This is a genomic window from Macrococcus sp. S115, assembly GCF_030067655.1.
In the GTDB taxonomy this organism is placed as follows: Bacteria; Bacillota; Bacilli; order Staphylococcales; family Staphylococcaceae; genus Macrococcoides; species Macrococcoides psychrotolerans.
Genome location: NZ_JASJES010000012.1, coordinates 1 through 19,240, shown reverse-complemented (window position 1 = coordinate 19,240; position 19,240 = coordinate 1). Strand labels below are relative to the sequence as shown.

The following is a 19,240-nucleotide window of genomic DNA, read 5'->3' as shown; positions in this document are numbered from 1 at the left end:
GAAGTATTATTAATTCGGAGGAATAATTTATGAAGTGCATTGTTGGTTTAGGGAATATTGGAAAGAAATATGAATTAACAAGACATAATATAGGTTTTATGGTAGTTGATCGTTTGGTTGAATCATATAATTTAGAGCTCAATCAACAGAAATTTAAAGGTCTCTATACAATTGCGATGATAAATGGTGAAAAAGTCCTGCTAATTGAACCAATGACATATATGAACTTGTCTGGCGAAGCAGTGAGGCCATTGATGGATTACTTTAATGTTTCAACAGAAGATTTACTTGTATTATATGATGATTTAGATATGCCGCCTGGTAGACTACGCTTACGCCAAAAAGGATCTGCTGGGGGACATAATGGTATTAGATCATTGATTCAGCATCTAGGAACAGATCAGTTTAAAAGAATTAGAATCGGTATTGGTAGACCGACGGGCCATTTAAAGGTCGTTGACTTTGTTTTACAGAAATTTACCCATGATGAAATGATTATTATGGATAAAGTAATAGATCAGACTATTAAGGCGGTAGAGGCATTCATCGCAGGTGAAAGATTTGAAAATATTATGAATCAGTATAATGGTGATGTATGAAACAAATAATAGATAAACTCATATATAAAGATGAGCGATTTCAAGATTATAACAATGCAATCGGTAATAAAAATATACTAATCACTGGATTAAACCCATCTGCAAAAGCAATGATGCTCGCTGAAAGTTATATGCATCATCAAAAACAGATGGTTGTTGTTACAAGCAACCTTTATCAGGCTGAAAGGTTAGAAAGAGATCTCGTACAGCTCGTCAATGAAGAAGATGTCTTCAAATTTCCTGTACAAGATATCATGATTGAAGAATTCTCTACAAAGAGTCCGGACCTTATGCAAGAGCGTATAAGAACCCTCACCCATTTGGCAAAAGGCCAAAATGGGCTATTTCTCATTCCGGTGAATGGGCTTGAGAAATTAATTAGTCAAAAAGAAACATTCCTAAAATATCATTTAGAAATTACGTTAGGTATTGATATAGACTTAGTGGAATTGCAGCAACGACTCATTGATATGGGATATCAAAAGACAGAACGTGTAACAACATTAGGAGAATTTTCCGTTCGTGGAGGACTCATTGACATATACCCAATGATTGGTGAACCTGTACGTATCGAACTATTTGACACCGAAGTAGACTCGATTCGTGCATTTGATATTGATAGTCAACGTTCGTTGCATAATATAGATAAGGTGGAGTTATCGACTGCAAGTGAATTTATTTTTTCTGCTGAAGATTTAAAGTTGATGTCAGATAATCTCAGCGAAGCATTTGAGAACACACGTACGAAGATTAAGACGAATGTCCGAGATGATTTAAGAGAAACTTATGAAACGGTAAAACTTAATATGACGGAGTTGTTTAGTCATAATATTCTGCGTCGCATGGTTAAATTTGCCTATCGTGAAGAGACGACAATTGCAGATTATTTTAAAGAGGATGCCATCATTGTGATTGATGAATATAATCGTGTGATAGAGGCTAAAGATGCGGCGATTCGAGAAAACAGCGAATTTATGGAATCACTGATCGAATCTGGTCGTGGATTTATTGGTCAGACGTTTATCAAAGAAGGTAGTTTAGAAGCACTTACGAATAAACATAAAGTTGCGTACTTCACTTTATTTACTGCAAGTATGACTGCAGTGATCGATGAGGTTTTTAAGTTTTCATGTAAACCTGTGCAACAATTTTATGGTCAATATGACTTAATGTTCTCAGAGTTTGATCGTTATCGTAAGAATGACTTTAATATAGTGGTGTTAGCAACAAATGATACGCGAAAAGAAAAGATTAAGTCGATGCTCACTGATATGAATCTTCCAGTAACATTTAATATCGATGAAAGCAAGCCTGGTATATCTACAATTGTACAAGGGGATCTTTCAGAAGGGCTCGAACTTCCTTATATGAAACTAGTTGTTATAACGGAGCGAGAACTGTTTAAGTTACGTAAAGAAAAACCAAAACGTACTCAAAAAAAATTATCAAATGCTGAGAAAATAAAATCGTATCAAGAACTAAATATAGGTGATTATGTTGTTCATACACATCACGGTGTTGGCCGTTATCTTGGTGTAGAGACATTGCTCGTTAATAAACTGCATAAAGACTATATTAAGATTCAATATAAAGGTACGGATCAACTGTTTGTCCCTGTTGATCAGATGAGCCAAGTACAAAAATTCGTTGGTTCAGAAGATAAGGATCCAAAGCTCAATAAACTTGGCGGAACAGAGTGGAAAAAAACGAAAGCGCGTGTTCAAAAGAACGTTGAGGATATTGCGGAAGAATTATTAAAGCTCTACCAAGAACGCGAACGCATAGAAGGGTATCAATTTGGTCCGGATACTGAAGAACAAGAAAACTTTGAAATGGACTTTCCGTATGAACCGACGCATGATCAAAAGCAAAGTCTTATCGAAATTAAAGGTGATATGGAAAAAAGTAAGCCGATGGATCGTCTGTTATGTGGAGATGTTGGATACGGTAAAACGGAAGTTGCAATTCGCGCGGCATTTAAAGCTGTTATGGATGGGAAACAAGTTGCGTTCTTGGTACCTACAACAATCTTAGCCCAACAACATTATGAAACAATTATTGAGCGTATGCAGGATTATCCGGTAGAAGTGCAGATGATGAGTCGTTTTAGAACGACGAAAGAAGTTAATGAAACAAAGAAAGGACTCAAATCAGGGTTTGTAGATATCGTTGTCGGAACACATAAATTACTCGGGAAAGATATCGTATACAAAGATCTGGGATTGCTGATTGTAGATGAAGAGCAACGTTTCGGCGTGACGCATAAAGAAAAGATTAAAGCATTAAAGACGAATGTAGATGTATTAACTCTAACAGCGACACCAATTCCAAGAACATTGCATATGAGTTTGTTAGGTGTACGAGATTTATCGGTGATTGAGACGCCGCCAGAAAATAGATTCCCAGTGCAGACTTACGTACTTGAGTACCAGCATAACTTCATAAAAGAAGCGATGGAAAGAGAATTATCAAGGAATGGACAAGTGTTTTACCTTTATAATCGCGTTGCTACCATTTATCAAAAGGCAGAACAGCTCGAGATGATGATGCCTGATGCGAGGATTGCGGTAGCACATGGACAAATGTCTGAAAGAGAATTGGAAGAAACGATGCTCGGCTTTATTAATGGCGAATATGATATTCTTGTTACAACTACGATTATCGAAACAGGGGTGGATGTGCCGAATGCAAATACATTGATAATTGAAGATGCAGATCGTTTCGGATTAAGTCAGCTGTACCAACTGCGCGGACGTGTTGGTCGTAGTAATAGAATTAGTTATGCATACTTCCTTCATGCGCCGAATAAAGTACTCACTGAAGTTGCAGAGCAAAGACTACAAGCGATTAAGGAATTTACTGAACTTGGTTCAGGTTTTAAAATTGCGATGCGTGATCTAAATATTCGTGGTGCAGGGAATCTACTAGGAAAACAACAGCACGGATTCATTGATTCAGTGGGATATGACCTGTATTCAGAAATGCTACAGCAAGCAGTGAATGAAAAACGGGGGATTAAAGAGGAAGAAGCGGTGCCACAATTAGAGATTGATGTAGAAATAGATGCATATATTCCGGCAGAATATATAAGAGAAGAACAGGCAAAGATTGAATTTTATAAGAAATTACGTAGTGTTACGACAGAGCAGGAACTGATCGATGTCCAAGACGAAATGACCGATCGTTACGGGGAATATCCAGAAGCCGTAGATCACCTCATGAAAATTGTTGAAATTAAAGTAAATGCATTAAGCTTCGGTATTGTACAAGTGAGAGACACAGGAAAATCGATTGAACTGGAAGCTTCAGAAGCAACAACGACTAAAGTTAATGGTGAGCGTTTATTTAAAGCGACAGAATCTTTTGGCAGAGATTTGAAGATTGAATATAAAGATAATAAACTGACATTTATATTAAAGAAACAATCAAATTGGTTATCTGCACTTGTGCAGCTATCTCATCGAATTCAGGAAGGAATTATGATGGATGGAGAATAAGCCAGTCTTTAATAGCGTAATTATCTTAACGCTTACAATGCTATTCGTAAAGGTATTAAGTGCAATATATAGAGTGCCATACCAAAATGTATTAGGGGATACCGGGTTATATGCTTATCAACAAGTGTATCCGCTAATTGCAATTGTCTCAGTGCTATCTTTAAATGCGATTCCCTCCGTTGTCAGTCAGTCGCAGTATGACACTTTATTTATGAAACAGTTAAGAAGTATACTGGCGATGGTTAGTTTACTGAGTTTAGTGTTAATTGTTGTATTTAGTAAACATATTGCATTTCTTATGGGAGATACAGAGCTTGAGCGCATGTTGCAAGTATCTGCATTAGTACTCCTACCATTTCCATTTGTGGCTTTGGCGCGTGGACAGCTTCAAAGAAAACATCAAATGGAGCATATTGCTGTCAGTCAGGTTATTGAACAGATTGTTAGGGTTACAACGATATTGTTTGCAATTACCTTGTTTGTAAAAGCTGATTTTTCAGTGTATGAAAGTGGTAGCATCAGTATATTCGGATCGTTTTTAGGTTTGAGTGCTGCTTATATCTATTTAAAGGTAAAAGGATTTACGCATCTTGAAAGTAATTATCAAAACAATGAGGTACGAACCTATTATCTCGATTTCTTTACTTTAATATTTTTTTATAGCTTAAGTTATTTAGTACTCATTTTATGGCAGCTGGTTGACAGTTTTACGATGATTAATCAACTGAAACAAATAATGAGTTTAGATGAAGCAAAAGAACTAAAAGGAGTTTATGACCGAGGCAGCTCGTTAATTCAAGTGGGGCTTATAGTAACAACGTCATTTTCGCTCGTGCTCATTCCAGTATTAGCAGAGTGCAGAGCTAAGAATGCATTAACTGAAATGAAATCTTATGCGGATAGTGCTTTGAAGATAACGATCGTTTTCAGTAGTGCAGCTGCTGTAGGATTGATGAATTTAATTCGTCCTCTAAATTTATTTTTATTTGAAACGATAACGGGATATGAAGCGTTAGCCATATATATGTTATCTGTAATATTCGTATCACTGATTATTATGTTTACAGCCATGCTACAAATCTATAACGCATTTCGTATTCAGTTGGTAGCTGTCATAGCCGGAATCATGACGAAGTTTCTGCTTAACTTGTTGTTAATACCACAGTTCGACATCACAGGGGCATCAATAGCTACTGTGGCTGGACTTGTAATGTATACACTATGTCTTTATTACAAAGTACAAAAAATATATGAACTAAAATTAAATACCTTTATAAAACGCTGGTTGCTAGCACTTACTGTAATGAGTATCGCCATTCAATGCATATTAGTGATTCCTTATAGTACAAGACTTACAGCTATGGGTGTATCTATTATGGGTGTGGTTATAGGATTGACTGTTGTATTGTATGCTATGGTGAAATGGAAGATTATCAGTGTACAAGAGTGGTATCATCTACCGTTTGGAAATATAATGATAAAATTAATGAAAGGATGATTTGATGGGTAAGATAACAGTGGTAGGATTAGGGAACTATGGGTTAGATGAACTACCGTTTGGTATTTATCGCTTTTTAAATAAAGTAGATAAAGTATATGTTCGTACATTAACGCATCCGGTAGTAGAAGATTTAGAAGATATCGAGTGGATCAGTTTCGATGAAGTGTATGAAAAGCATGATCAATTTAGCGAAGTATATGCAGAAATTGTTCAGACTTTAAAAGAAAAAGCGATGGATGATGATATTGTTTATGCAGTTCCTGGACATCCAATGGTGGCAGAATCTACAACGGAGTTATTATTACAGGATAAAGCTATCGATATAGAAGTGTTAGGTGGGAAAAGCTTTATCGATGACTTATTCCAGGCAGTATCATTTGATCCTAATAATGGATTTCAAATGCTGGACGGGACGATGATGACAAGTGAAGCGATTAATATTAGAAATGCATTAATCATCACGCAAGTATACGATCAGATGATAGCAGGAGATGTGAAAGTTACATTGATGGAGAAATACCCTGACGATCACAAAGTTGCTATAGTTACAGGTGCCAGAGGGCAAGGATCAGCAGTTAAGTGGTGCCCTTTATATGAGATGGATCATGACTTTGAGCTATCTAATTTAACTTCGCTTTTTGTACCTGCGTTAAGTCAAGAACATTATGCTGGAGATTTTGAATATTTAACATCCATTATGGATAGATTAGTTGCAGATGACGAATGTCCATTTGATAAAGTTCAAACCCATTCTAGCTTGAAACGTTACCTTTTGGAAGAGGCATATGAATTATTTGAAGCGATTGATAATGATGATATCGACCATATACTTGAAGAGTTAGGAGATATACTTCTTCAAGTAGTGTTCCATGGTGCGATTGGCAAGAAGTCAATGATGTTTGATACACGTGAAATTGTCCAGGCTATTAGCGAAAAGATGATTAGACGTCATCCGCATATATTTGGAGAAGGAGTAGAAGTAAACAGCATTGAAGAATTAAATCAAGTGTGGAAAAATGCAAAGCAATCAGAAGGTAAAGAAGAAAAACAGATAAAACAAGAGAAAATTTTTGCAGATTTATATTTAAAATTATATGATTTGGTTAACAATCAGAAAATGACAGTTCAGCAAGCACTTAAAGTATTGGTAGGTGAAGAGAATGAGACTCGATAAATATTTAAAAGTATCACGGTTGATAAAAAGACGTACTTTAGCAAAGGAAGTCAGTGACCAGGGACGCATTAAAATCAATGGCAATGTGGCTAAGGCCTCAAGCAATGTAACGATTGATGACGTATTGGAAGTAAGGCTTGGACAACGTGTTATCACGGTTAAAGTGACTGATTTAAAAGAGCATGCAACAAAAGATAATGCAAAAGGTATGTTTGAAGTGGTGTCAGAAGAAAAAATACACGCTGATGAATAGAGGTGTTATGCGTGGCAAAAAAAGTGAGTAATCTGGACAATGACTATATTTCAGAAAAAGCGTTGCGAGAACGAAGGAAAAGAAAAAATAATCGAGTAATAAAGAAAAGGTTGTTCGTATTCGGTGGAGGATTATTGAGTATCTTGCTACTTCTAACAGGAGTGTTGTTATATCAGATAAGTGTCAATAACCACCTAAAAGAAGAGCATGCTAAGCAACGTGCAGAATATAAGCAATTGCAGGAAAAAGAGATTGTACTTAGAGAAAAGCTAAAACAACTCAATAGTAAAGAATATATTGAGAAAATAGCAAGAAGTGAATATTTCCTGAGCAATGATGGAGAAGTAATCTTTAAGTTACCGGATAATAAAGATTCGAAGTCAGATAGTGAAGGGCAATAAAGAATTCACTGACTATTTAGATTTATAGCGTTGTAAAAAGTAGTGAGTAAGCATATAATGGTATATTATGAAGAATTTTATCAGGAGGATTTATTAATCTTATGTCAATTGAAGTTGGAAACAAATTAAAAGGTAAAGTTACAGGTGTTAAAAATTTCGGTGCTTTCGTTGAATTACCTGAAGGAAAAAGTGGTCTTGTACACATCAGTGAAGTTGCAGATAGCTATGTAGAGAATGTTGCAGATCATTTAAAAGTCGGCGATGAAGTAGAAGTTAAAGTATTGACGATTGGTCAGGATGGTAAAATTAGTCTTTCTATTAAGAAAGCAAAAGAGCGTCCTAAAAAACCTGTAGCCCCTAAAGTTGAAAAAAAACCGGAAGATTTTGAGAAACAATTATCAAACTTCCTAAAAGACAGTGAAGACAGACAAACTTCAATTAAGCGACAATCAGAATCTCGTCGTGGTGGTCGTGGATCAAAACGCTAATATTATTTTTTAGCATTAAACAATCTCACTTAAATATTACTTTAGTGAGATTGTTTTATTTTATTGATAAAAGGTGATGAAATGGAACGTTTCTGGAAAAAAGATGAGAACATTGGCGTTGCTGTTTCGGGCGGTGTTGATAGTATGGTATTACTCGATAAAATAAGACAATCAGGGTGCTTTAAGCAGTTATATGTACTACATGTTAATCATCAGTTACGTGATATATCGCAAGAAGAACAAGAGATGTTGCAACGATATTGTACATTACATGGACTCGAACTTATCGTCTATACGATACCACAAGGAACTTTCGATTTAAGCAAAAGTATTCAGCACAAAGCGAGGAAACTCCGCTATGCTTTTTTTGAGTGGACTGCAAAAGAAAAAGGTATCAGCTGGGTTCTGACCGCGCATCATAAAGATGATCAGATTGAAACGATATTCTTCAGGTTGCTATCTAACCGTTTTACTTTTCAGCCTCCAAGTATGCAGATGATTGTAAAGGGTACGGTGAATTACGGGAAGCCACTATTAAATTATTCTAAATCAGAATTGTATCAATATGCAGAGCGTGAACGTGTTCCATTTATGGAAGATGAATCAAACGAAGAGATAAAGTATACTCGTAATTACATAAGGAATGAAATTATAGATAAGTTAGATGAGGCAAAGCTTTCAAAAGATAACTTGCTACACGTTGCCCATTACATAGACTTGGCACAATCATTGGTCAGACAATGTGCGGTGAAGTATTCAGAAGGTATAGAAATTAACAGTGTTAACCGTACGCAGCTAAAGAAAGAGAATCATCTTGTGCAGCAATATGTCATCCAGTCATTATTAAGTCATTTTATAGATGAATCTATCAGTGTGCGTGAAGTTGATGAGATCATACGAGTGATGAAGACGGAGGCTACGCACGCGTCATATACATTTGGAGAATATACATTGTATATGGCCTATGACCACATTACGGTGCGTAAACAAGAAGAGAAGAATAACTTTCTTCACATTTCGTTACCAGGGAAGTATAAATTTAATGAATATATGATTCAAGTAAATTATTTAAAAAGTGATATAATAGTAAGGAATCGTCAAGAAGGAGATGTGCTCTCTACTGATGGTCATCATCAAAAGGTTTCTAGAATAATGAAAGATTTAAAGATTCCCATATATGAAAGAGACACTATTCCGCTCATAGTATATGAGGGAATAATCATTGCTATTGGAAGTTTAAAGTCGAGTAACCATTTTATGAATCAACATATAAAAATTTCAAAGGAGTATTAATATGCACAATGATATTAAAAGTACAATTTTAACGAGCGAACAAATTCAAGATACTTGCAAACGGTTAGGAAGTGAAATCACTAAAGATTACGCTGGGAAAAACCCGCTGTGTATCGGTATATTAAAGGGATCAATTTTATTCATGGCAGATCTTATTAAAAATATTGATACCCATGTTGAATTAGAATTTATGGATGTGTCTAGTTATCATGGCGGAATGGAATCCACTGGAGAAGTAAAGATTTTGAAGGATTTAGATGTTTCTGTAGAAGGTCGTGATTTGATCATCATAGAAGATATTCTTGAGACAGGTACTACGTTAAATGCTATTGTAGACTTATTAAAGTATCGCAAGGCTAACTCAATCGAAATCGTCACATTACTCGATAAACCAATGCGCAGAAAGGTAGATATCGAAGCAAAATATGTAGGTGAAAAAATACCGGATGAGTTTGTAGTAGGATATGGCCTTGACTATCAAGAGCATTATAGAAATCTGCCGTATATCGGTTTGCTGAAAGAAGAAGTATATACTAAATAACACTCAAATGTTGTTATTTCCCCTTAAGTTTAAATAGTAGATTGAATATAGTTAAATATGGTAAAATGCTTTTTAGCTTTATATATGGAGTAGGAGGAAAATTTGAATGCAAAAAGCCTTTCGTAGTATTTTAATGGTAGCGCTTGTTGGTATTGTAATATTCGGTGTGTTCTCTATGATTAACGGCACTGGATCAATGCCCAAGCAAATGACATATACAAAACTCATGTCCGAACTTGAAAAAGGCGAAGTTGAAGAAATGACAATTCAGCCAGGACAGGAAGTTTACCTCGTAAAAGGAAAGTTAAAAGGTGCAAAAGCAAATGAAACATTTACTTCTGTACTGATGTATAACAACCAGAAAGATTTAGAGAAGATTACTAAAATTGCCGAAGATCAAAAAGGTGATTTAAAGTTTGATATTAAACCAGCTGATAAAGAAAATGTATTTTTAGGTATGTTAAGTACACTAATCCCGATTTTATTATTAGCATTCGTCTTTATCTTCTTCCTCTCTCAATCACAAGGTGGCGGCGGCGGTGGCCGTGTTATGAATTTCGGTAAATCGAAAGCCAAATTATATGACGATAAGAAGAAAAAAGTACGTTTCAGCGATGTTGCTGGAGCTGATGAAGAGAAGCAAGAGCTTGTTGAAATTGTCGATTTCTTAAAAGACAATCGTAAATTTAAGAAGATGGGTGCAAGAATTCCTAAAGGTGTTCTTTTAGTAGGACCTCCTGGTACAGGTAAGACATTGCTTGCACGTGCAGTTGCTGGTGAAGCAGGCGTACCATTCTTCTCAATTAGTGGTTCTGACTTCGTGGAAATGTTTGTCGGTGTTGGTGCTAGTCGTGTACGTGATTTATTTGAAAATGCAAAGAAGAATGCACCATGTATTATCTTTATCGATGAAATTGATGCAGTAGGACGTCAACGTGGTGCTGGTGTCGGTGGCGGTCACGATGAACGTGAACAAACATTAAACCAGTTATTAGTTGAAATGGATGGTTTCGGTGAAAACGAAGGAATCATTATGATTGCAGCTACGAACAGACCGGATATACTTGACCCTGCCTTACTTCGTCCAGGACGTTTTGATCGTCAAATTCAAGTAGGTGCACCGGACGTTAAGGGTCGTGAAGCAGTACTTAAAGTACATGCACGTAACAAACCATTCGATGAAACAGTAGACTTAAAGGCACTTAGCCAACGTACTCCTGGGTTCTCTGGAGCAGATTTAGAAAATCTATTAAATGAAGCAGCACTTGTTGCGGCACGTCAAGGTAAGACTAAAATTGATATGCGTGATATTGATGAAGCAACAGACCGTGTAATTGCTGGTCCAGCGAAGAAATCACGTGTTATCTCGGTAAAAGAACGAAATATTGTTGCATGGCACGAAGCAGGTCATACCATTATCGGTTGTGTACTTGATGAAGCAGAGATGGTTCACAAAGTAACAATCGTTCCACGTGGAAATGCCGGTGGATATGCAATGATGTTACCGAAGCAAGATCGTTATTTCATGACGAAGCCTGAGTTGTTAGACAAGATTGTTGGTTTACTTGGTGGACGAGTAGCAGAAGAAATTACATTCGGTGAAGTATCTACAGGTGCACACAATGACTTCCAGCGTGCGACAGGAATTGCTCGTAAAATGGTAACTGAATATGGTATGAGCGATAAGCTTGGACCATTACAATTCGGCCAATCACAAGGTGAAGTATTCCTTGGACGTGATATGGGTCACGAAGCTAATTATTCAGATCAGATTGCTTATGAGATTGACCTTGAAGTACAACGTATCATCAAAGAAAGTTACGAACGTTGTAAACAGATTTTACTTGAAAATCAAGACAAACTTAATTTAATTGCTAAGACGTTATTAACAGAAGAAACACTAGTTGCCAACCAAATCAATAGCTTATTTGAAAACGGGACACTACCAGAAGTAAGCTACGATGATTCTCATTTATATCATATTAAAGAAAAAGATGAGAAAGTAATGGACAATACTTCAGATAATAGCCGTGTTACGATTAAGGATGAGGATGAAGATGAAGAAGAAACAGGCTCATCTTATGAAGAAGTGAAAGAGCAGTTAAAAAATCCAGATGTACCTGTTGAAGAAAATGAACAAGAACCAGAACCTAAAGTAGATAGATTAGATAAAGATAAATTTTAACAAACCAATCCCTTTTCTTCTTTACTATGAGATGAAAAGGGATTTTTTAAAGGAGAGTCAAGATGACACAAGATTATTTAGTAAGAGCCTTAGCATTTAATGATGAAGTACGTGCCTTTAGTGTACGTACTACAAATACAGTTGAAACTGCAAGACAAAAGCATGACACATGGCGTGTAGGAACAGCGGCGTTAGGTAGAACGATTACTGCTGGAGCGATGATGGGTGCAATGTTAAAGAATGAAGAAAAATTGACGATAACGATTAATGGTGGCGGACCATTAGGACAAATCGTTGTTGATGCGAATGGTAAAGGTGAAGTAAGAGGTTACGTAGAAAATCCACATATAGAAGTTGAATCTATTCGTCCAGGTAAGATGAATGTTGGTGCCGCAGTGGGAGCAAATGGGTTTTTACGAGTGGTTAAAGATATAGGGATGAGAGACTACTTTACAGGATCTACTGAATTGCATAATGGTGAAATTGCTGAAGATTTTACCTACTATTTTGCGACAAGTGAACAAGTACCAAGTGCTGTAGGTCTCGGTGTATTATGTACACCTGAAGAAGTTACTGAAGCAGCAGGTGGTTTTATCATTCAGCTGATGCCTGGTGCGAGCGAAGAAACAATCTCTTTATTAGAAGAGCGTCTTGCGAACTTAACTCCAATCTCAACTTTGATTGATCGTGGTTTGTCTCCTGAACAAGTGCTTGAAGAAGTGCTTGGAGAAGACAATATTCGTATACTCGATCAGATGCCTATAGAATTTAAATGTAATTGTGGTAGAGAGAAGTTTCTTGCTGCTATTAAAGGCTTAGGAGAGGCGGAAATTGTAAGCATGATTGAAGAAGATCATGGTGCAGAAGTAGAGTGTCATTTCTGTAGAGAACAATATCATTATTCTGAAGAAGATCTTAGAGCATTGATTACAGATTAATATAAGCTTGAATATTTTTATCTTGTGTGTGAATTTGATATAATAAATCCGATAAGTGTAATAAGAATAAAATTACAATTTGGAGGAATTATCATGACACAAAGAGTTGAATGCATTACAGACTTAATCGGGAATACACCTTTAGTTAAGTTGAACAATATTGTTCCAGCTGGAGCAGCAAATATTTATGTAAAGTTAGAGTATCAAAATCCAGGAAGCTCAGTGAAAGATAGAATCGCACTTGCGATGATTGAAGCAGCCGAAAAAGAAGGTATTATTAAACCTGGTGATACGATTGTCGAACCGACGTCAGGAAATACTGGAATTGGTCTTGCAATGGTGGCAGCAGCAAAAGGTTATAAAGCGACTTTAGTTATGCCGGATACGATGAGTCAAGAGCGTCGTACATTGTTACGTGCATATGGTGCTGAGCTCGTACTTACTCCTGGCGCTGAAGGAATGAAGGGTGCAATTCAAAAAGCGAATGAACTTAAAGAACAAAATGGTTACTTTATGCCGCAACAATTTGAAAACATGTCCAACCCTAAAGTGCACGAACTGACGACAGGACCTGAGATTATTGAAGCGATGGAAGGGTTATCGATTGATGCCTTTATTTCAGGTGTTGGTACGGGCGGAACACTAACAGGTGCTGGACGCGTATTAAAAAAACATAATCCAGATGTTGAGATTGTCGCGGTAGAACCTGCCGATTCTCCAGTATTAGGTGGCGGACAACCTGGACCGCATAAAATACAAGGTATCGGCGCAGGCTTTGTACCTCAAACTTTAGATACAGAGGTTTATACAAGCATTCAGCAAGTAACGAATGATGAAGCGATGGAAATGAGTCGAAAAATAGCCAAAGAAGAAGGTATTCTTGTAGGAATTTCATCAGGTGCTGCGGTCAAAGCTGCAATTGATAAAGCGGTCGAACTTGGTGAAGATAAAAATGTTATTGCAATCATCCCAAGTAACGGGGAGCGTTATTTATCAACAGTATTATTTGCTAACTTAGCGGATTAATAACCTTATTGAATCCCACTTAAATCGATTGATTTTTGTGGGATTTTGTTATTTTTTTATACCTTGTCTATTTTTGATATAATATTTACAAACTAAGATGAGGTGAGATAAGTGAAACGAACACAAGTAATGGGAATCCTGAATGTAACTCCTGATTCATTTTCGGATGGTGGAAAATATAATACTTTACAAACCGCGGTAAGTCATGCGCGAGAGATGATTGAAGAAGGTGCGGATATTATCGATATCGGTGGCTATTCAACGCGACCTGGATATACAGAGATTTCTATCGAAGAAGAATTAAATCGCGTTATTCCGGTGATAGAAGCGCTGAAAGATGAAAAGGTACTGCTTTCAGTAGATACTTTTCGTAGTGAAGTAGCGCGTGAAGCTCTGAAGGCAGGATGCAGTATTATTAATGACCAATGGGCTGGAAAGTTTGATCAGTCGATGTTCGATGTTGTAGCACAGTACGATGCAGATATTGTATTGATGCACAATGCAGAGACGGAAGTCGTTGGTGATGTGATGGAACATATGATCACAGATTTATGTACACAAGCAAGAGCAGCAGAACAAGCTGGCATTGAAAGAGATAAAATTTGGCTTGATCCAGGTATTGGGTTTGCAAAGAACCGTAATCAAGAAGTTGAGGTTATGAGAAGGCTTGAAGAACTTACGCAAATAGGATATAAAGTATTGTTAGCTACTAGTCGTAAACGTATGGTGAAAGAATTACTGAACGACAACTCAGTACCTGCCGATCGTGATGAAGGGACACTTGCAACAACGGCAATTGGTGTGAATGCAGGTGTAGATGCGGTGCGCGTTCATAATGTTTTGATGAATAGTAGATTTTTACGTGTAATGGATCAACTAAAAGGAGATTGTGATGGATAGAATATTTATAGATGGAATGCAATTCTATGCGTATCATGGTGTGTTTGAAGCGGAAAATGAAATAGGTCAGATCTTTATCGTAGACGTTTCTCTTGATGTAGATTTGAAGCATGCAGGCGAAACAGATGATCTGGAACATACTGTAAACTACGGTGCAGTATATGAAGATGTGAAGCGCGAGATGCAAATTCAGTCTAAACTACTTGAGCATGTAGCAGAACGTATTGCAAAAACACTCTTCAATCACTATAATCAGATAATGGCGTTAAAAGTAAAGATTACAAAACAAAATCCACCAATACCTGGTGTGTATGATGGTGTGGGTGTAGAAATCGTCAGGGAGCGTCAATAAATGAAAGTTTATATTAGCTTTGGCAGCAATATAGGTGATAGAGAATATCAAATAAACGAAGCATTGCGAAAGCTTGAGCAAATTCAAGATACAAAGCTTTTAGCAGTATCATCTTTGTATGAAACTGTCCCTGTTGGTGGGGTTGAGCAGGACGACTTTTTAAATGGTGCAGCGGTTGTTGAAACGAGTTTAACACCGATTTCATTTTTAAATGAAATTCAGCGTATTGAACTTGAATTAGGTCGCGAACGTAAAATTCATTGGGGTCCGAGAACGATAGATTTAGACGTATTGTTAATAGATGAGATTGTTATTGAACATGATAGGTTGAAAGTACCACATCCTTTTATGCATGAGCGAAGCTTCGTACTCATCCCGTTAGCTGAAATTGCATCTGAAGCAGTACATCCTGTCTTAAATAAGAAAATTAGAGAACTTGTAACTATGGACCCGGAAGTAAGACAATATAAGTGAGGGTAATGATATGTGGAAAATTGGAGATATTGAAATTAATAACAAAGTAGTGCTTGCGCCTATGGCTGGTGTATGTAATGCGGCATTTAGATTGACGGTTAAAGAATTTGGTGCAGGATTAGTATGCGCTGAAATGGTAAGTGATAAAGCAATTTTGTTTAACAACGAAAAAACGATGAAGATGCTGTATATTGATGAAAATGAACGCCCATTGTCACTTCAAATCTTTGGTGGAGAAAAAGAGACGCTTGTTGAAGCAGCGAAATATGTTGATCAAAATACAACTGCAGATATTATCGATATAAATATGGGTTGCCCGGTTTCTAAAATTATTAAATGTGAAGCGGGTGCCAGATGGTTATTGGACCCACCGAAAATTTATGAAATGGTTTCTGCTGTAGTCGAAGCAGTAAATAAACCGGTAACTGTAAAGATGCGCATTGGATGGGATGATGAACATATTTACGCTGTAGAGAATGCGAAGATGATTGAAAAAGCAGGAGCATCAGCAATAGCAGTACACGGTAGAACACGTGTGCAGATGTATGAAGGTCATGCAGACTGGGACGTCATTCGCCAAGTAAAAGAAGCGGTAAGTATCCCGGTTATCGGGAATGGTGATGTTACAAGTCCGGAACTTGCTAAGAAGATGCTGGATGAGACCGGTGTAGATGCAGTTATGATTGGTCGTGAAGCACTGGGTAACCCGTGGATGATTTATAGAACAGTACATTATTTAGAAACTGGAGAACTTATGCCAGAACCACCGATTTCAGAGAAGATGGATGTTGCAGTATTGCATTTAGACCGTCTGATCAATTTAAAAGGTGAAAAGGTAGCGGTAATGGAAATGCGTAAACATGCATCATGGTATTTAAAAGGTATTAGAGGTAACGGTAAAGCAAGAAAATTAATCAATCAGGCTGAGACACGCGATGAATTAGTTGATATACTTAGAACATTCGAACAAGAAGTAGAAGCATCAGAATCTAAAATTTTAGAAGGAGTAGAATAATATGACTGAAGAATTAAATGACCAAATGCTGGTTCGCCGTCAAAAAATGCAAGATTTATTGGATTTAGGAATCGATCCATTTGGACAGAAGTTTGAAAGAACAGCAACATCTAAAAGCTTAAAAGAAGATTGGGATGCTTTTTCTAAAGAAGAATTACATGATAAAGAAGCGGAGTCTCACGTTTCGATTGCAGGACGTATTATGACGAAGCGTGGTAAAGGTAAGGCAGGATTTGCCCATGTCAAAGATTTAGAAGGACAAATTCAGATTTACGTTCGCAAAGACGCAGTGGGTGATGAACAGTTCGATTTATGGAACAGTGCTGATCTAGGAGATATTGTAGGTGTTGAAGGTGTAATGTTTAAGACGAATACTGGAGAACTTTCTGTTAAGGCAACATCATTTACGATGCTTGCGAAAGCTTTACGCCCATTACCTGACAAATTCCACGGCTTACAAGACGTAGAACAACGTTACCGTCAACGTTATCTTGATTTAATTACAAGCGATGAATCAACACAGACGTTCATTACACGTAGTAAAATTATTCAGGAGATGCGTAGCTACTTAAATGCAAAAGGCTTCTTAGAAGTAGAAACGCCAATGATGCATACAATTGCCGGAGGTGCCGCAGCACGTCCGTTCGTTACACATCATAATGCGTTAGACATGGAATTATACATGCGTATTGCGATTGAATTACACTTAAAACGATTAATCGTTGGTGGATTAGAGAAAGTTTATGAAATTGGACGCGTGTTCCGTAACGAAGGAATTTCAACACGTCACAATCCTGAATTTACAATGATCGAATTATATGAAGCTTATGCTGATTATAACGATATTATGGATTTAACTGAAGAGATGGTAGCTTATATTGCGGAGAAAGTAACTGGATCTACAACAGTAACGTATGATGGTGAAGAGATTCACCTTGCACCAAAATGGCGTAGATGGCATATGGTTGATGCTGTAAAAGAATTTACAGGTGTTGATTTCTATAATGTAAATACAGACGAAGAAGCACATGCGCTTGCAAAAGAACATGGTGTAGAAGTAAAGCCGAATATGAAATACGGTCATGTATTAAATGAATTCTTCGAACAAAAAGTAGAAGAAAATTTAGTGCAGCCAACATTTATATATGGCCATCCTGTTGAAGTATCACCACTTGCAAAACAAAATCCCGAAGATAAACGTTTCACAGATCGTTTTGAATTGTTTATTGTACGTCGTGAACACGCGAATGCATTTACTGAGTTAAATGACCCGATTGACCAAAAACAACGTTTCTTAGCGCAAATGGAAGAGAAAGCCCAAGGCAATGACGAAGCGCACGAAATGGATGAAGATTACATCGAAGCATTAGAATATGGTATGCCACCAACAGGAGGACTCGGTATCGGTATTGACCGTTTAGTAATGTTGCTTACAGATAGTGCATCAATCCGAGATGTATTATTATTCCCATACATGAGACATAAATAATGAATTTAAGCGCTAAATCCCTTTAAACAAGGGTTTTTAGCGTTTTTTTATTGCATGATTATTTATCAGAAAAATAAAACTTTAAGAATGAGAAAAAAAGTATTGAAAAAGTGTTGACTTTAACATGAGTATTTTGTAAGATATAAAAGTCGCTTGAAACGAGTGGCATTAAAGAAAATAAATCAATTGTAAAGTTCATGAACGCAGTGTAAAATTTACTATTGAAAATATCTTCGAAGCTGTTATACTTATATAAGTATTGAAAATTTGTCTGGTGACGATGGCAGAGAGGTCACACCTGTTCCCATACCGAACACAGAAGTTAAGCTCTCTAGCGCCGATGGTAGTTGGTCTTACGATCCGCGAGAGTAGGACGTTGCCGGGCAATATATACCCAGGAGGATTAGCTCAGCTGGGAGAGCATCTGCCTTACAAGCAGAGGGTCGGCGGTTCGAGCCCGTCATCCTCCACCATTTAATATTACGCCGGAATAGCTCAACTGGTAGAGCAACTGACTTGTAATCAGTAGGTTGAGGGTTCAAGTCCTTTTTCCGGCACCATTTTTGAGCCATTAGCTCAGTTGGTAGAGCATTTGACTTTTAATCAAAGGGTCAGAGGTTCGAATCCTCTATGGCTCATAATTATTTTTAATAAGTGCGCGAAAGTAGTTCAGTGGTAGAATACAACCTTGCCAAGGTTGGGGTCGCGGGTTCGAATCCCGTCTTTCGCTCCATTGGAGAAATTAAATGCCGGGGTGGCGGAACTGGCAGACGCACAGGACTTAAAATCCTGCGGTAAGTGATTACCGTACCGGTTCGATTCCGGTCCTCGGCACCATTTAATTTTTATAATATGCGCCCGTAGCTCAATTGGATAGAGCGTTTGACTACGGATCAAAAGGTTAGGGGTTCGACTCCTCTCGGGCGCGCCATTATTATTAGCTACGGGAAGTAGCTCAGCTTGGTAGAGCACTTGGTTTGGGACCAAGGGGTCGCAGGTTCGAATCCTGTCTTCCCGACTTACTTAATATGGGGGCTTAGCTCAGCTGGGAGAGCGCCTGCTTTGCACGCAGGAGGTCAGCGGTTCGATCCCGCTAGTCTCCACCATTATTATT

Annotated in this window: 17 protein-coding genes, 8 tRNA genes and 1 rRNA gene; all 26 read left to right on the top strand. The window is 37.4% G+C overall.

Going from position 1 to position 19,240, the window contains the following annotated elements; all coding sequences use genetic code 11:
• The first annotated feature begins 29 nt into the window (after window positions 1-29).
• The 26 genes from pth to QNJ52_RS10895 all read left to right on the top strand — a co-directional run bounded on the left by pth (window position 30) and on the right by QNJ52_RS10895 (window position 19,232).
• Window positions 30-599: an aminoacyl-tRNA hydrolase gene (pth, locus tag QNJ52_RS11020; RefSeq protein WP_099482377.1), complete on the top strand. Its 570-nt coding sequence runs from the start codon at window positions 30-32 to the stop codon at window positions 597-599.
• Entirely contained in the window at window positions 596-4,096 is a 3,501-nt protein-coding gene (gene mfd, locus QNJ52_RS11015; RefSeq protein WP_219493349.1) for a transcription-repair coupling factor, read from the top strand. The genes pth and mfd overlap by 4 nt, the downstream gene beginning before the upstream one ends.
• Window positions 4,086-5,594, top strand: a complete 1,509-nt coding sequence (locus QNJ52_RS11010; RefSeq protein WP_219493348.1) for a polysaccharide biosynthesis protein — start codon at window positions 4,086-4,088, stop codon at window positions 5,592-5,594. The genes mfd and QNJ52_RS11010 overlap by 11 nt, the downstream gene beginning before the upstream one ends.
• A 1-nt stretch (window position 5,595) precedes the next feature.
• A complete protein-coding gene (locus tag QNJ52_RS11005; RefSeq protein ID WP_219493347.1) occupies window positions 5,596-6,771 on the top strand; it encodes a MazG nucleotide pyrophosphohydrolase domain-containing protein in 1,176 nt (391 codons plus the stop codon).
• Window positions 6,758-7,024 carry an RNA-binding S4 domain-containing protein gene (locus QNJ52_RS11000; protein WP_041636228.1) on the top strand — a complete coding sequence of 89 codons (267 nt, stop codon included), beginning with the start codon at window positions 6,758-6,760 and terminating at the stop codon, window positions 7,022-7,024. The genes QNJ52_RS11005 and QNJ52_RS11000 overlap by 14 nt, the downstream gene beginning before the upstream one ends.
• A gap of 11 nt (window positions 7,025-7,035) precedes the next feature.
• Entirely contained in the window at window positions 7,036-7,425 is a 390-nt protein-coding gene (locus tag QNJ52_RS10995) for an FtsB family cell division protein (protein ID WP_219493346.1), read from the top strand.
• A gap of 101 nt (window positions 7,426-7,526) precedes the next feature.
• Window positions 7,527-7,913 carry a S1 domain-containing RNA-binding protein gene (locus QNJ52_RS10990; RefSeq protein WP_219493345.1) on the top strand — a complete coding sequence of 129 codons (387 nt, stop codon included), beginning with the start codon at window positions 7,527-7,529 and terminating at the stop codon, window positions 7,911-7,913.
• Between the two features lie 81 nt (window positions 7,914-7,994).
• Entirely contained in the window at window positions 7,995-9,206 is a 1,212-nt protein-coding gene (gene tilS / locus QNJ52_RS10985) for a tRNA lysidine(34) synthetase TilS (protein ID WP_219493344.1), read from the top strand.
• Between the two features lies 1 nt (window position 9,207).
• The gene (gene hpt / locus QNJ52_RS10980; RefSeq protein WP_283722615.1) at window positions 9,208-9,747 is read left to right on the top strand and encodes a hypoxanthine phosphoribosyltransferase; all 540 of its coding nucleotides are present in this window, start codon (window positions 9,208-9,210) and stop codon (window positions 9,745-9,747) included.
• A gap of 106 nt (window positions 9,748-9,853) precedes the next feature.
• Window positions 9,854-11,932: an ATP-dependent zinc metalloprotease FtsH gene (ftsH, locus tag QNJ52_RS10975; protein WP_219493342.1), complete on the top strand. Its 2,079-nt coding sequence runs from the start codon at window positions 9,854-9,856 to the stop codon at window positions 11,930-11,932.
• 62 nt (window positions 11,933-11,994) lie between these two features.
• On the top strand, window positions 11,995-12,870 hold the full coding sequence (gene hslO / locus QNJ52_RS10970; RefSeq protein ID WP_219493340.1) for an Hsp33 family molecular chaperone HslO: 876 nt from the start codon (window positions 11,995-11,997) through the stop codon (window positions 12,868-12,870).
• Window positions 12,871-12,963: 93 nt separating this feature from the next.
• A complete protein-coding gene (gene cysK, locus QNJ52_RS10965; protein WP_283722614.1) occupies window positions 12,964-13,896 on the top strand; it encodes a cysteine synthase A in 933 nt (310 codons plus the stop codon).
• Window positions 13,897-14,007: 111 nt separating this feature from the next.
• Window positions 14,008-14,796, top strand: a complete 789-nt coding sequence (gene folP, locus QNJ52_RS10960; RefSeq protein WP_219493337.1) for a dihydropteroate synthase — start codon at window positions 14,008-14,010, stop codon at window positions 14,794-14,796.
• On the top strand, window positions 14,786-15,148 hold the full coding sequence (folB, locus tag QNJ52_RS10955; protein ID WP_219493335.1) for a dihydroneopterin aldolase: 363 nt from the start codon (window positions 14,786-14,788) through the stop codon (window positions 15,146-15,148). Before folP ends, folB begins: the two co-directional genes overlap by 11 nt.
• On the top strand, window positions 15,149-15,622 hold the full coding sequence (gene folK, locus QNJ52_RS10950; RefSeq protein ID WP_219493333.1) for a 2-amino-4-hydroxy-6-hydroxymethyldihydropteridine diphosphokinase: 474 nt from the start codon (window positions 15,149-15,151) through the stop codon (window positions 15,620-15,622). It abuts the gene before it with no gap.
• A 10-nt stretch (window positions 15,623-15,632) separates the two neighbouring features.
• On the top strand, window positions 15,633-16,637 hold the full coding sequence (gene dusB, locus QNJ52_RS10945; protein ID WP_099482366.1) for a tRNA dihydrouridine synthase DusB: 1,005 nt from the start codon (window positions 15,633-15,635) through the stop codon (window positions 16,635-16,637).
• A 1-nt stretch (window position 16,638) separates the two neighbouring features.
• The gene (lysS, locus tag QNJ52_RS10940; RefSeq protein WP_219493331.1) at window positions 16,639-18,126 is read left to right on the top strand and encodes a lysine--tRNA ligase; all 1,488 of its coding nucleotides are present in this window, start codon (window positions 16,639-16,641) and stop codon (window positions 18,124-18,126) included.
• 270 nt (window positions 18,127-18,396) lie between these two features.
• A 5S ribosomal RNA gene (gene rrf / locus QNJ52_RS10935) occupies window positions 18,397-18,511 on the top strand.
• Window positions 18,512-18,523: 12 nt separating this feature from the next.
• Window positions 18,524-18,599: transfer RNA gene (locus QNJ52_RS10930), tRNA-Val, on the top strand.
• An 11-nt stretch (window positions 18,600-18,610) separates the two neighbouring features.
• Window positions 18,611-18,686 (top strand) — tRNA-Thr (locus QNJ52_RS10925).
• A gap of 5 nt (window positions 18,687-18,691) precedes the next feature.
• Window positions 18,692-18,764: transfer RNA gene (locus tag QNJ52_RS10920), tRNA-Lys, on the top strand.
• A 20-nt stretch (window positions 18,765-18,784) separates the two neighbouring features.
• A tRNA-Gly gene (locus QNJ52_RS10915) sits at window positions 18,785-18,859 on the top strand.
• A 15-nt stretch (window positions 18,860-18,874) separates the two neighbouring features.
• Window positions 18,875-18,963 (top strand) — tRNA-Leu (locus tag QNJ52_RS10910).
• A gap of 17 nt (window positions 18,964-18,980) precedes the next feature.
• Window positions 18,981-19,057: transfer RNA gene (locus tag QNJ52_RS10905), tRNA-Arg, on the top strand.
• A gap of 13 nt (window positions 19,058-19,070) precedes the next feature.
• Window positions 19,071-19,144, top strand: a tRNA-Pro gene (locus tag QNJ52_RS10900).
• 12 nt (window positions 19,145-19,156) lie between these two features.
• A tRNA-Ala gene (locus QNJ52_RS10895) sits at window positions 19,157-19,232 on the top strand.
• The last annotated feature ends 8 nt before the right edge of the window (window positions 19,233-19,240 follow it).

Excerpts from the sequence above, each read along its gene's own strand:
- pth (WP_099482377.1), top strand. The coding sequence starts at position 30 with ATGAAGTGCATTGTTGGTTTAGGGAATATTGGAAAGAAATATGAATTA.
- ftsH (WP_219493342.1), top strand. The coding sequence starts at position 9,854 with ATGCAAAAAGCCTTTCGTAGTATTTTAATGGTAGCGCTTGTTGGTATT.
- QNJ52_RS11010 (WP_219493348.1), top strand. The coding sequence starts at position 4,086 with ATGGAGAATAAGCCAGTCTTTAATAGCGTAATTATCTTAACGCTTACA.
- QNJ52_RS10990 (WP_219493345.1), top strand. The coding sequence starts at position 7,527 with ATGTCAATTGAAGTTGGAAACAAATTAAAAGGTAAAGTTACAGGTGTT.
- hslO (WP_219493340.1), top strand. The coding sequence starts at position 11,995 with ATGACACAAGATTATTTAGTAAGAGCCTTAGCATTTAATGATGAAGTA.
- hpt (WP_283722615.1), top strand. The coding sequence starts at position 9,208 with ATGCACAATGATATTAAAAGTACAATTTTAACGAGCGAACAAATTCAA.
- dusB (WP_099482366.1), top strand. The coding sequence starts at position 15,633 with ATGTGGAAAATTGGAGATATTGAAATTAATAACAAAGTAGTGCTTGCG.
- folK (WP_219493333.1), top strand. The coding sequence starts at position 15,149 with ATGAAAGTTTATATTAGCTTTGGCAGCAATATAGGTGATAGAGAATAT.
- QNJ52_RS11000 (WP_041636228.1), top strand. The coding sequence starts at position 6,758 with ATGAGACTCGATAAATATTTAAAAGTATCACGGTTGATAAAAAGACGT.
- lysS (WP_219493331.1), top strand. The coding sequence starts at position 16,639 with ATGACTGAAGAATTAAATGACCAAATGCTGGTTCGCCGTCAAAAAATG.
- mfd (WP_219493349.1), top strand. The coding sequence starts at position 596 with ATGAAACAAATAATAGATAAACTCATATATAAAGATGAGCGATTTCAA.
- tilS (WP_219493344.1), top strand. The coding sequence starts at position 7,995 with ATGGAACGTTTCTGGAAAAAAGATGAGAACATTGGCGTTGCTGTTTCG.
- cysK (WP_283722614.1), top strand. The coding sequence starts at position 12,964 with ATGACACAAAGAGTTGAATGCATTACAGACTTAATCGGGAATACACCT.